General features: G+C 39.9%; 8 protein-coding genes and 3 pseudogenes. 4 read left to right on the top strand and 7 right to left on the bottom strand.

Annotation, left to right across the window (positions count from 1 at the left end):
* Positions 1-147 precede the first annotated feature (147 nt).
* The 3 genes and pseudogenes from elbB to P4S71_RS10960 all read left to right on the top strand — a co-directional run bounded on the left by elbB (position 148) and on the right by P4S71_RS10960 (position 4,154).
* Positions 148-795 carry an isoprenoid biosynthesis glyoxalase ElbB gene (gene elbB / locus P4S71_RS10970; protein ID WP_337119754.1) on the top strand — a complete coding sequence of 216 codons (648 nt, stop codon included), beginning with the start codon at positions 148-150 and terminating at the stop codon, positions 793-795.
* 232 nt (positions 796-1,027) lie between these two features.
* Entirely contained in the window at positions 1,028-1,423 is a 396-nt protein-coding gene (locus tag P4S71_RS10965; RefSeq protein WP_007377277.1) for a c-type cytochrome, read from the top strand.
* A 161-nt stretch (positions 1,424-1,584) separates the two neighbouring features.
* Positions 1,585-4,154, top strand: a pseudogene (locus tag P4S71_RS10960) (diguanylate cyclase domain-containing protein).
* Between the two features lie 24 nt (positions 4,155-4,178).
* Here P4S71_RS10960 and rep read toward each other — a convergent pair.
* A complete protein-coding gene (rep, locus tag P4S71_RS10955; protein ID WP_337150655.1) occupies positions 4,179-6,200 on the bottom strand; it encodes a DNA helicase Rep in 2,022 nt (673 codons plus the stop codon).
* Positions 6,201-6,361: 161 nt separating this feature from the next.
* Between rep and ubiK the strand changes: the two genes are divergently transcribed.
* Positions 6,362-6,625 carry a ubiquinone biosynthesis accessory factor UbiK gene (ubiK, locus tag P4S71_RS10950; protein WP_007377280.1) on the top strand — a complete coding sequence of 88 codons (264 nt, stop codon included), beginning with the start codon at positions 6,362-6,364 and terminating at the stop codon, positions 6,623-6,625.
* Between the two features lie 41 nt (positions 6,626-6,666).
* Here the strand turns inward: ubiK and P4S71_RS10945 are convergent, their stop codons facing one another.
* From P4S71_RS10945 to ilvD, 6 genes and pseudogenes are all read right to left on the bottom strand, one after another.
* Positions 6,667-7,311 carry an NAD(P)H-binding protein gene (locus P4S71_RS10945; protein ID WP_008137703.1) on the bottom strand — a complete coding sequence of 215 codons (645 nt, stop codon included), beginning with the start codon at positions 7,309-7,311 and terminating at the stop codon, positions 6,667-6,669.
* A 4-nt stretch (positions 7,312-7,315) separates the two neighbouring features.
* Entirely contained in the window at positions 7,316-7,978 is a 663-nt protein-coding gene (can, locus tag P4S71_RS10940; protein WP_007377282.1) for a carbonate dehydratase, read from the bottom strand.
* Positions 7,979-8,008: 30 nt separating this feature from the next.
* Positions 8,009-9,183, bottom strand: a pseudogene (locus tag P4S71_RS10935) (methyltransferase).
* A 62-nt stretch (positions 9,184-9,245) separates the two neighbouring features.
* Positions 9,246-10,279, bottom strand: a pseudogene (locus tag P4S71_RS10930) (ABC transporter substrate-binding protein).
* Between the two features lie 97 nt (positions 10,280-10,376).
* Positions 10,377-11,930, bottom strand: a complete 1,554-nt coding sequence (ilvA, locus tag P4S71_RS10925) for a threonine ammonia-lyase, biosynthetic (RefSeq protein ID WP_039485942.1) — start codon at positions 11,928-11,930, stop codon at positions 10,377-10,379.
* A 2-nt stretch (positions 11,931-11,932) separates the two neighbouring features.
* Complete coding sequence (gene ilvD / locus P4S71_RS10920; protein WP_024596945.1) at positions 11,933-13,789, bottom strand: dihydroxy-acid dehydratase; 1,857 nt, start codon at positions 13,787-13,789, stop codon at positions 11,933-11,935.
* Positions 13,790-13,810: the final 21 nt, after the last annotated feature.

Below are 13,810 nucleotides of genomic sequence, written 5' to 3'. Positions count from 1 at the left end.
ATTAGCTATAATCACCAAAAGATATATACCGCATTACAACTTACCTAGCGTACAATTTTCACACTGAAATTAATTTAAATAGACAATTTAGTACATGTTAAACTTCAAACTATAAGCTTAATAAATTTAATTAAGGAATATAAAAGCATGAAAAAAGTAGCTGTAATATTAGCAGGAAGTGGCGTATACGATGGCAGTGAAATTAATGAAGTAGTTTTAACGCTATTACACATAGCCAAAAATGGCGGGGCTTATCAATGTTTTGCACCTGATATTGAGCAACTTCATACCATTAACCACTTAACAGGCGATGTTATGCCTGATAAACGCAATGTATTAACAGAAGCTGCTCGTATTGCACGGGGCGACATAAAATCCCTGATTGACCTAGATGTAGCTCAATTTGATGCGTTAATTGTACCTGGTGGTTTTGGTGCGGCTAAAAACTTATGCGACTTTGCAATTAAGGGCACAAAAGCAAATATCAATCAGGACGTACTTAATACTTGTAAAGCATTTGCTAAAGCAAAAAAACCTGCTGGGTATATGTGTATTGCACCCGCTTTGATCCCATTTATTTACGATAATGCCCAACTCACTATTGGTAACGATGTAGATACAGCACAAGCACTAAGCACATTAGGCGCCAAACATATTAACTGCGCAGTGGATGATGTAGTGTTCGATGAAGCAAATAAGCTAGTTACCACTCCTGCTTACATGTTGGCACAATCGATTCTTGATGCGGATGCGGGGATCGCAAAACTAGTTACTAGCGTATTAACAATGAATTAATTTTGATCTTAAGATCTAAGAAGTTAATTATATGACTGATTACGCTTATTAAATTGCTCAACAAAAAACAATAAATAATTAAATTTTATTGCGTTAACGCAAAAAGTAGTCAGTTTTACTAATAAAAACGTCTCTTAGCATTTTATAAATTGGCTCAGAGAGTTATAATCGGTTTAATTTCCGTCATCTATATCGTGATTGATCACGTTCAAATCGAAGTGAGCAAGGCAAAATGAAAAAATTAACAGCTGCTGCATTATTATTGCTAGCAACCACCGCATACGCACAGCCATATGATAACTCTATGACTGAAGATGCAATTAAAAAACGTCTCGCGCCGGTTGGTGCTGTGTATCTTGAAGGTGATAAAGCAGCTGTTGCTGCAGTACCTACAGGCCCACGTTCTGGTGAGCAAGTATATCAGGGGGCATGTTTTGCATGTCATGGCACTGGTGCACTAGGCGCGCCAAAGTCAGCTGACGATTGGGCTCCACGCATAGCTAAAGGTAAAGACACTTTACTTGGGCATGCAATTAATGGTTTTAATGCAATGCCGCCAAAAGGCACTTGTATGGATTGTTCTGATGATGAGATAAGCGCTGCAATCGATTTTATGACATCTAAATAAGTATTTGCAAAATAAAAAAGGTTTACCTATGGGTAAGCCTTTTTTAATACCTTTTTAACGCTTTTAGCGCCTTAATTAGGGTAATATCCACTTGACGATCGCCGCTAAAAATGAAATTATAAGTCTAATAACTATACAATAATAATAGTCGGTTAACGTCATTGGAAGATAAACTCTCAGCATCGAGTAAGTTAGCGTATCAAAACAAGCGCCTTAAAGTGCTACTCGAAAAGTACAAACAATCCCATCACCTACAAAATGCGCTGATCCAACTATCAGAGCAAGCTAGTACTGTTGCTGAGTTAACTCTGTTATATCCCGCTATCCATGACATTTTACAAAAATATGTGCCTAGTAAAAGTTTTTATGTCGTTTTATCGAATCAAGACACACAATCATTAGAGCTTTCTTACTTTTCAGATGAAAAAGATGGAATTGCAGTTGCACTCAACCAAACAAACAGCTTTGATGAAGGCGCGACTGGCTATGTATTTAAACAAGGCAAAACAACCTGTTTTACTAAGCAGCAAATGCAAGACGCAGCTGCAAAAGGTTTATTTAAAGCATTAGGCACCCCCGCCGAGCATTGGGTTGGCGTACCTGTTTATCAGGAAAGAAATATCATTGGTGTGCTCGCTGCGCAAAGTTACGATACTCGAAAAGGTTACAGTGACCAGCAAATACAATTGCTTGAGGTTATGTCACTTTACTTAGCAACAGCAATAGAGCGCGTTAAAAAACGAGAGCTATTAGAATCAGAAGTTAAAATTCGTACCCGTGCACTCACTCAGAGTAATGACGCATTAAACCTAGAAATAGAGCAACGAAAACGCGCACTTCAACGTCAACAAATTCTATTTAAAATTTCAGAATTAGCGACTCAAGCTAAAAACCTTAACGATGCTTACGTTAAAATACATGAAATAATAAAAACAATTACCTATGCAGAAAATTTATATATTGCACTTTATGATAAAGAATCTGGCTGGATCAGCTTTCCTTATTGTGTTGATGAATTTAAAGATAATACGCAACCAAGACGCTTTGCTAAAGGCTATAGTGAGCTAGTTATAAGCACCGAAGAAACACAACTTATACATCCGTGCAGAGCAAAAAAATTAATAGAGAAAGGCGTAGTACAACGAGCTAAACCAGTAAAAAAAGAGCAAATGGCCACCAGTTGGTTGGGTGCTCCACTAAAGACCTCGCAAGGAGTTATGGGTTTAATTGTTTGCCAAGCCTATTACAACAAACATATTTTTAACCAAGATGATTGCGAACTTATCACCTTTGTATCGCATCAAATTGCAGCTGTATTGCAAACCAAACTAGCTAACCAAGCAATAAAAAAAGTCACCAAGAGCTAGAGTTTCGGGTGAGCGAAAAAACGAAAGAGTTACGTCAAACTAATTTACATTTACAAATGCAAATGGAAGAGCGAAAAAAAATAGAACAGCAGCTTTATCATGATGCACATCATGACTCTCTCACTAGTTTGCCTAATCGTAGTTTATTTTTAACACAACTAGAAAAAACGCTACAACATTTTCAACGCTTTCCTGAACATCATTTTGCTGTGTTATTTATAGATTTAGACAAATTTAAAGATATAAACGACCAGTTAGGACATCATGCCGGTGATCAATTTTTAATTAGTGTCGCAGAGCTATTTTCTCAGTGCATACGCGAGCACGATTTACTTGCTCGCTTAGGCGGGGATGAATTTGTTATTTTATTAACGCATTTAACCGAGCCACAGCAAGCGGAAGACGTTGCAAATCGTATTATTGATTTAATGAAGAAACCATTTAGTTTAAAAGGTACCTCTCTTCAAAGCGGAGCGAGTATAGGAATAACCTACTCAAAGCACGACTATACACACACAGACGAAATTATTCGCGATGCTGATGCAGCTATGTATTATGCAAAAAATTCGGGCCGAAATCGCTACGAGTTATTTCATCCACTCTTGTCACAATCAGTATCACAGCAAGAATTACATATATTGCATCATTTAGATGCATTACCAATGAGCTTTAGAAGCTCAGAAATTATTACCTTAGATGAGCAACATCAATCTGAATCATTATTTGAAGCATTTGGTGAACACCCAATACTTGGTTTTACTAGCTTTGATATTTTGAAAAAGTTTGCATCCGACAAAGAACAGCATCTTGAGGTAGAATTACAGCTACTACAACGAGCTTATGCACAAGCGCTTGAAGCTAATGTAAGCATGGCACTTGTGCCCTGCTCTTGCTTGTTATTAGAGCCTCATGAATTTACTTTATTCACCGAAGTACTGAGCAAACAAATTGGCCAAAGCCAGCTTTGTCTATTATTTGATGAACAAGAAATTCGCCATGCATGTGCTACACAACTCGAAAATCTAAAAAAACTTCCCCAGCTTGGCTACTCTATTGGATTAAACAATTTTGCTAGAGATAGATGTGAACTTAATTTATTAACCGACGTTAACTTCGACTATTTATTACTAAGTTCAACATTTAGCAAGCGTATTCTACAGCAGGAAAGCTATGATTTTCAGTTACAAGGCGTATTAGCAATAACTAAACTTAAAACAATAAAGGTAATAGCCAAGGGCCCTTCAATACTCAACTTTAGAACATTATTAGATAAACACGGTTTAGCTTTTTTTGTCGGTAAACAACATTCTCTTGTTTGCGCTGAGCAATCACCAACAAGCACAACGCAATCACAGCTCAGCTAAGTAATTACCCTTTATAATAGTTAATTACTCAGGTTTTTTATTAAACATAGCCCGTAAATTAGCGACTCTTGCTTGGCCTTTTTCCATGCGCTCTGCTTGCGTATTTGGCGCCTTTTTGTTTTCGAACGCGAGATCGTCCTGCGGTAACTCTTGTACAAATCGGCTTAACTCAGTTTGTGAGGTTTCACCAAATTGACGACGAATTTTTGCATAAGTAAGTGTTAACTCCTGCTGTGCACGAGTAATACCAACATAAGCTAAGCGGCGCTCTTCATCTACGTTGTCCTCATCAATACTGACCTGATGCGGAAGTAAGCCCTCTTCCATACCCACCATAAATACGTATGGGTACTCTAAGCCCTTTGATGCATGTAGTGTTGATAAGTGCACTGCATCAGTTTCATCTTCTTCTTCGTTACGCTCAAGCATATCGCGAAGGGTTAGCTTACTAACAACCTCAGCCAATGTCATTGGTTCGTTATCGGCATCACCGGTCAACATATCGGTGATCCAGCGATATAGCTCGGATACATTTTTCATGCGCATTTCAGCGGCTTTTGCGCTAGGGGACGACTCGTACAAATACGCCTCGTAGTTAATATTACGGACTAAATCTTTAACTGCTTCGAGCGTGTCGCTTCGTACCGCGTTATCAGATAGCTCAACAACCCAACGAGCAAACCCAGCAAGCGCATTAAAGCCACGCCCTTTTAATCTGTAGCCTAAATCGTTATCAAAGCAAGTAGCAAACAAGCTTGCATGTTTTTCGTTAGCTAATGTACCAAGCTTTTCAAGGGTAACCGTACCTATTTCACGTCGCGGTGTATTTACGATACGTAAAAATGCATTGTCATCATCTTGATTAACTAGCAAACGTAAATACGCCATAATATCTTTAATTTCTGAGCGAGCAAAAAACGACATACCGCCACTAATTTTATAAGGGATACGGTTACTCATTAGTGATTTTTCAAAGCCACGTGCTTGATGATTACCACGATATAAAATCGCGTAATCTTTATAGCTGGTTCGCTTCATAAACTTATGCGAAATTATTTCAGCAACTACGCGCTCAGATTCATGCTCTTCATCGCGACACCCTATTACTTTTATCGGTTCACCGTAACCTAGCTCACTAAATAGCTTTTTCTCTATATCGTGAGGGTTATTGGCAATTAAAATGTTAGCCGCTTTTAGTATTCGCCCTGCACTTCGATAATTTTGCTCAAGCTTTATTAGCCTAAGCCCTGGGTAGTCTTTACCTAATAACACTAAGTTTTGCGGACGTGCACCACGCCAAGAATAAATTGATTGGTCGTCATCACCTACCACGGTAAAACGGGCACGCTCGCCTACTAGCAATTTAACGAGCTGATATTGGCTCGTGTTGGTATCTTGATACTCATCCACCAGCAAATATTTAAAGCGTTGCTGCCAACGCTCACGGGAAGTGGCATTATTAGTGAGTAACAAAGTAGGGATCATAATTAAATCATCAAAATCCAGTGCGTTATATGCACGTAGCTGATTTTGATAGCGAGCATAGAGCTGTGCAAACAAGGCTTTTTGCGCATCGCGCGCTTCACGCATTGCTTGCTCTGGCAGTACTAATTCATTTTTCCAACTACCAATTTCCATTTTAAGTAGTTTGAGTAGGTCTTTGTCTTTTTTTAGTTCGTCTTCGGTGAGCTCACTAAGAAGCTGATTAGTATCTTGATCATCAAATAACGAAAAGCCAGGTTTAAACCCCAATGTGCTTAACTCTTTTTTTATTATTTCTAAACCTAGTGTATGAAACGTTGATACCCATAAACCTTTAGCGTCTTGCTTACCGAGCGTTTGCAGTACTCGCTCACGCATTTCTTTAGCTGCTTTATTGGTAAAAGTAACGGCGGCTATATTTCGCGCTTTGTACTCACATTTTTTCACTAAATAAGCGATTTTATTCGTAATAACACGGGTTTTACCAGAGCCTGCGCCTGCGAGTACTAAGCATGGACCACTAATATATTTTACGGCTTCATCTTGTTTAGGATTGAGTTTCATAACGACCAAAGAAATTTAAAAGACGCACAATTTTAACGTAACCATTACTGCGAGCATAGCAATTGCCTTAATTAATTAAGGTAAAGATGATCATGTGTTAAATACCGTGGGTATAAGGTAATATTAGTTATTATCATTTAGGCAATGCCGAAGGGACAAATATGATCAACCCAGCAAAACTTGAAGAAATTGCTAAGCAAATTACTAGCAATATGCCACAAGGTGTAAAAAACCTAGCAGACACACTCGAAGGTAAAACAAAGCAAGTTTTACAAAACAAGCTTGCTGAGATGGACTTTGTGAGCCGTGAAGAATTTGATGTGCAAAGCCAAGTACTTATTCGTACTCGCGAAAAGTTAACCGAACTTGAAGCTAAAGTTGCATTGCTTGAGCAACAACTTAGCACTGAGACTGATACTGAATAATTACAAAGGCAGCTTAGGCTGCCTTTTGCGTTTTACTAAGTTTATTCAAATAGCTCATCAAGTACGTAATAAAATAACTTAGTCTGTTGCTCTAAACTCACACTCAGCATTTTTTGCGCAACTTGCTCGCCAGTTATTGGTTTGTAACGCTTTAAAAATGGAAGTCGTGTAATAACAGGAAAAATAATACTGCCTATTTTTTCTGCCACTCTAAATTGCTCACGATCACCTAACAATAAAGACGGTTGAAAAATGCTGACTTTATCAAAAGCGAGTGCTTTTATATGCTGCTCAAGCTCACCCTTCATTTTTAAATAAGGGCTATTGCTGTGCGTGTTCGCCCCGCTTGATGACACTAAACAATAATGCGTAACGCCATTACATGCCGCTAACTGCGCCGCTATAAACTGATAATCAAAATCAACTTTACGCTGAGCTTGTATCGATCCAGCTTGCTTACGGGTGGTGCCCAAACACGAAAACAATACGTCACCTTTAAACAGCTCAACGTATTGAGTTAATTTTTCAAAATCAATAACATGATTAACTAGCTTTGCGTGTAAAATAGGCAAAGCCCGACGGCTCAACGTAACCACTTTAGTATAATGCTCGCTATTAAGTAGCTTATGGAGCAACTCATTACCGACCAAACCTGTAGCACCAATTAATACCGCCGTTTTAGTCATGAATTTATTTACTCTCACCCACTTTATTAAGTACGTGTTGTACTGCTCTTTTATAGCTTTGCGTTTCTTCGCTCGCGCACGTCACTACAGATTCTAGATCATGAAGATGCCCGTTTTCTAAACCATACACCCAACCATGAACGCTTAGCTCTTGGCCACGCTCCCACGCATCTTGCACTATATTAGTACGGCATACATTACGTACTTGCTCTATTACATTTAGCTCAATAAGGCGGCTTAATCGTTCGCTTTCTGGCATTGCGTCAAGTTGTTCAAGGTGCTTTTCTTTTACATCCCCTACATGGCGTAGCCAGTTGTCAATAAAGCCAAATTTTGCATTGCTTAAAACGGCTTGTACGCCACCACAACCGTAATGCCCCACAACCATGATATGTTTTACTTTTAAAACCTCTACAGCGTACTGCATAACCGATAAACAGTTATGATCGGTATGTACAACCACGTTAGCAACGTTACGATGTACAAATAATTCGCCTGGTAGTAAATCAACTATTTGATTAGCAGGTACACGAGAGTCTGAGCAACCAATCCATAAATATTCAGGATTTTGTTGCATAGATAAAATTTTAAAAAACTCAGGGTCTGCTTCACTTGTACGAGCAGCCCAACGTTTATTGTTATCGAATAAATTTTTTAACTTTCTCATTGCATCTCTTATTAAGTCGAGGGCGGAAATTTAGTGGATATTAGCAAGAATCAAAATATTGCGAGGCGTTAACTGCTTTTCACAAAACGTTTTAACGCTTACTTGATAGCCTTGCTGTTGCAAATATAAAGCACGATCGAGCACAAGCCAAACCTCAATTGCCCTTCTGAACACATGTCGAACCAGTTCAACGCGATCTGTTATTTTTTTCGAGCCTGCCCAATAGATAAATATTTATTGTAATCAGTATCTTGAGGTATTTTTAGTGTCTTTTTTTCTGCTGCCCATCCGCAAAATGATTTAAACGAATCTGAGAATATAGCTTTATTAACCGAAGGAACACTTACGTAGTGTTGTTCGCCAGTAATCGACTTTCTTAGTGCATCAAAACCGAGTCGCCATTCTAGTTCTGTTTTGCGCACTTTTTCTAAACGAGAAGGCGCAGTAACAGTTTCTTGTAAAGCGAGCTTTAAATCGCGGTGTGTTAGGTTTAGTCCACTTTGTTTTGCAACCTCACTCATTGCAAGGTATTCATTAGCCGTAAATAAATGATAACAACAAGGTGAAAAACTAATTTGTTGTACTTTTGCTAAACTTGCTTGGCGCATAAATGTTTGGTGTAAACCTCCACATGCGTGAAGTGCTACAGCATGCATATCTGTATTAAAAAATTGAGTGATATCGTCTTTTAATACATTTGCTTGGCTAAAGTGCATTACCAAGCCTTGTTGCTGTACACTTTTTTGTCCTTGCTCGCATAAGCTTTGTTGCAGTTCAATACTATGCACATTACTTGCGCCATTAAACGCAAGCATTCGCCCTAAGTGCCCTTTACCGGCGCACCATTCTAAAACTGGTTGCTTAGTATTAGGTAGTGCAGATACAAAATCTTTTAACTGCTCAAATTTACGGCCTTTAATGCCGTTACTCAGCCAAAAAGGATAATCAACTTTCGCGTGTGCGGTGCTAGGTAATTCGCATAAATTAGCGAGCTCATCAAGTTGGTTTATATGATTGCTAAAAAATTGATATAGTTTATCTTGATCATTATCAAGTGCGATTACTTGATCATCCGTTAGATTATTGAGTGTGTCTTGTAGATCTCCCCAAGGAATCGCGTCAAAATCAAACGCAGTGCACTGCCAATAATGACGATTACGCATGAGTAATGAATCAAGTGCAAAAAATTGTTCCGCTAAAGTCATAACTGCTTAAAGTATAAAAAAGACAATTAATTATACCAGCTCGATAAACTCTCATTAAGTGGTTATTTTTTGCTGAATATTAAACGTAAATACAGAGGAATAGAAACAATACTAATAATCATCGCAGCAATTAACATCCACGATAACTGCACTTTTTCGGGTTCTTGATATTTATATATAAAATTCGCTTTCACCTCATCAAATTCATTTTGCTCAATTGCATATAGATCAGCAATTAAACGCCATTTTGCTATCGACATATGCCCTAAACTGGTCGTGGGTGGCGTTATATAATCCCTTAGTACTTCGGCCTCAAAAGCGAGCTGATGAAAACTTTTACTCGGTGCATATCTTTGCTGGGTTACCGCAATAGCTTCATCCATATTCATCATTGCATAGCGCCAGCCTTTTAGGCTTGCTTGATAAAACTTTTCCACCGTTTGCGGATTTTTTTAAGCATACTTTCGCTGGTAAATAAAATATCTCCATATACATCCATACCATAACGCTGTGGGCAAACAAGTCGATGAGCTACGCCTTGTTGAGTCATATAATAAGGCTCTGTAGTAACATACACTTGCATAGCATCTAGCTTGTTTTCAATCCAAGCCTGATCTGGATTTTCGCCATCGTAAAGTTTGAGTTTATCGACATCAACGCCACTGCGTTTAAGCATAATAAGTAGTTCGGTACCATCATTTTTGCTCACCGCAGTGATACGTTTATTAACAAAGTCACGTGGATGAAAAATATCAGACGTGTCTTTAACCATCCAGCAGTAAGGTGAAAACTGTAATAAGGCAGCCATAGCAACAAGAGGTTGTCCATTAATACGTTGCTGTAAAATGCCTGAATGTCCGACACCAAACTGTGCTTCTCCATTGGCAACAGGACCAAAAGTATCAGGCATCATTGGATTAGCTGGTTTTATAGTTACATCAAGGCCTGCTTCATTATAAAAGCCTTTTTGCTCTGCCATATAATAACCGGCAAACTGAAACTGATGCGTCCATTTTAGCTGTAATGTAACTGATTCTTGCGCCACTATGTGACTACAAAAAAAACACAATACAAAAATTAATCCTTTTAATAGCAACCAAGTGCCCTCAAAAAGTATGACGATTACCTGTAACTATATGTAAAATTTACGATAAAGCAAGCACCCTAGTTAGGTGCCTGCCTTTAAAGAAGGACTATACTGAGGCGAGTTTTTCGGCTTTTTCTGCTTGCGGCTTTGATGTTAAAAATTGGCTAAAGCACGGATTTTGTGTTTCATCTTGTACACTGTAACCTAAACGGTTTAAGTGCTCGTTAAACATCTCATACTGACTTGGCTCAATAGCAAAACCTGCCAGTACATTCCCCATAGAACCACCGTGATTACGATAATGAAATAAGGTAATGTTCCAATTACTACCTAAAGTATCTAAAAAGCGTGCAAGCGCACCTGGATATTCAGGAAATTCAAAGCGAAGTAAGCGCTCATGTAATTGCTCTGGTGCTTTTCCGCCAACCATATAGCGCACATGTAATTTAGCGAGTTCGTTATCCGACAGGTCGCAAAATTGGTAATCATTATTTGTTAAGTCTTGCTTTAGCTCATTAAGCTCTTGCTCGCCTTGGCGCAGGGCAATACCTACAAATATTTGTGCTTCACCAGGTCCTGCATAACGGTAGTTAAACTCAGTAATAGCACGGCCACCTAAAGAAGCACAAAACTGTTTAAAACTGCCTTTTTCTTCTTTAATAGTAACCGCTAATAACGCTTCGTTTTTTTCACCCAGCGCAGTGCGCTCTGCAACATAACGCAGGCGATCAAAGTTTAAATTAGCACCGGATAAAACAGCCGCTAAATGTAACCCTTTTAAACCCGACTGCTGGCTCCACTTTTTAAGCCCTGCCGTTGCAAGTGCACCTGAAGGCTCTGCTATTGCACGGGTAGATACAAAAATATCCTGCATGGCAGCACATATTTCGTCGCTGGTGACGGTTATAACTTCATCACAAAACTTTTGCGCTAAGCGAAATGTTTCAGTGCCAATAATTTTAACCGCTACGCCATCAGCAAAACTACCAACGCGTTCAAGCTCTACCGGTTTGCCTGCTTTAAGTGCCGCTTGTAAACATGCACTTTCGTCGGCTTCTACACCAATTACTTTTATATCTGGACGCAGCGATTTAATATAAACCGCCATCCCAGCAAGTAAACCGCCGCCGCCAACAGGAATAAACACCGCATCGAGCTCGTTTAATTGCTGCATAAGCTCACGTGCTACAGTACCTTGACCAACAATGACGTCTGGGTCATCAAATGGTGGAACAAATATACCGTTTCGTTGCTCTGTAAGCTCAAGCGCATGTGCTTTTGCGGCATCAAAATGATGTCCATGTAGCACAACTTCACCGCCAAGCGCACGTACCGCACTGACTTTTATTTCAGGCGTTGTTACTGGCATTACAATTGTAGCTTGATGCCCTAAGTGAGAAGCACTTAGTGCAACCCCTTGAGCGTGATTACCCGCTGAAGCAGTGATAACCACTGAGCCTTTAGGTAATTTATTTAATTTGTTATACGCACCGCGTAATTTAAATGAATACACGGGCTGTTGGTCTTCACGCTTTAACCAAACATGGTTACCTAATTTAGCACCGAGCTCAGCCATTTCGCTGACCTCGGTAACTTTAGCCAAAGGCTCCATGTTTGCTTGAATAATAGCGCGAAAATAATCGAGCTCTTGAGAGACCATAATTAACTAAGCGCCTCCAATTTAGCTAAGTCACGCACTGCGCCTTTATCAGCACTTGTTGCAAGTAATGCATAAGCCTTTAAAGCAGACGATACATAGCGCTCACGATCAACTGGTTTGTACGCCAGTTTTCCGCGTGCTAATTGTTTTTGTTTACGTGCTTCAAGCTCTTCATCACTTAACGCTAATGTGATTTCACGTGTTGCGATATCAATAATAATTTTGTCGCCATTTTCAACATAAGCAATTGCACCACCACTTGCCGCCTCTGGCGACACATGACCAATTGATAAACCCGAAGTACCACCCGAAAAGCGACCATCAGTAATAAGTGCACATTTTTCAGCTAGGCCTTTTGATTTTAAGTAGCTAGTTGGGTATAGCATTTCTTGCATACCAGGGCCTCCTCTAGGGCCTTCGTAACGAATAACCACGATATCACCGGCTTTTACTTCATCGTTTAAAATACCTTCTACAGAATCATCTTGTGACTCGTACACGACTGCAGTACCTTCAAAATGTAGCATTTCATCAACAACGCCAGCGCTTTTAACAATACAGCCATCAACTGCTAAATTACCCGAAAGTACAGCTAAGCCACCGTCTTGGCGAAAAGCGTGTTCGACACTTCGGATACACCCATTAACACGGTCATTATCGCCCTCGTCCCAACGACACTCTTGGCTCATTGCTTTAGTGGTACGAATGCCTGCAGGGCCAGCACGGTAAAATTTGCGCGCTGCTTCGTTAGTAGGATCTGTTGCATCCCATTTTTTAACGAGCTCAGCCATAGTTGACCCTGCAACATGATTAACTGACATATCAACTAAGCCTGCTTTGCCAAGTTCACGTACGATTGCCATCATGCCGCCTGCGCGGTGCACATCTTCAATGTGATATTCAGGTGTCGCTGGTGCAACTTTACATAAAAATGGTGTTTTACGAGAGAGCGCATCAATGTGCGACATATCAAAATCAACGCCCGCTTCTTGCGCTGCAGCGAGTAAATGCAATACCGTATTTGACGAGCCACCCATTGCAATATCAACAACCATTGCATTCATAAAGGCTGTTTTGTTAGCAATAGCACGTGGCAATACATCTTGATTATCTTTTTGATAATACTCACGACATAAATCAACAATACGAGCCCCCGCTTCAACATACAGTTGTTTACGGTCTTTATGAGTAGCAAGCGTCGTGCCGTTACCTGGCAATGCTAAACCTATTGCCTCTAACAAACAGTTCATTGAGTTTGCAGTAAACATGCCTGAACACGAACCACATGTTGGACATGCAGAGCGCTCAACTTGTTCTGAATCTGCATCACTTACCGATTCATCAGCGCCTTTAACCATGGCATCGACTAAATCAAGTTTAATGTCGATGTTAGCAAGTTTAGTTTTACCCGCTTCCATTGGGCCGCCCGATACAAATATTACCGGTATGTTTAAACGTAGCGCTGCAAGCATCATCCCAGGAGTGATTTTGTCGCAGTTTGAAATACAAATCATCGCATCGGCGCAGTGACCATTCACCATGTATTCAACCGAGTCAGCAATTAAATCGCGTGAAGGCAGCGAATAAAGCATACCGCCGTGTCCCATCGCAATGCCATCATCAATCGCAATAGTATTAAATTCTTTAGGGACGCCACCGGCCTGTGTAATGGTTTCAGCCATAAGTTCACTTAGCTGATTAAGGTGAACATGCCCTGGTACAAATTGTGTAAACGAGTTAACTACGGCAATAATCGGCTTACCAAAATCGGTGTCGGTCATACCTGTTGCGCGCCATAATGCACGAGCGCCTGCGCGTTTACGCCCTTCAGTTGTTGTTGCACTTCTTAATTTAGCCATAGTTACCTCAGTTTTTGCCGC

It is taken from the genome of Pseudoalteromonas sp. B62, assembly GCF_037162565.1.
In the GTDB taxonomy this organism is placed as follows: Bacteria; Pseudomonadota; Gammaproteobacteria; order Enterobacterales; family Alteromonadaceae; genus Pseudoalteromonas; species Pseudoalteromonas fuliginea.
The sequence above is the reverse complement of the archived record's forward strand: the minus strand, read 5'-3'. Positions and strand labels throughout refer to the sequence as shown.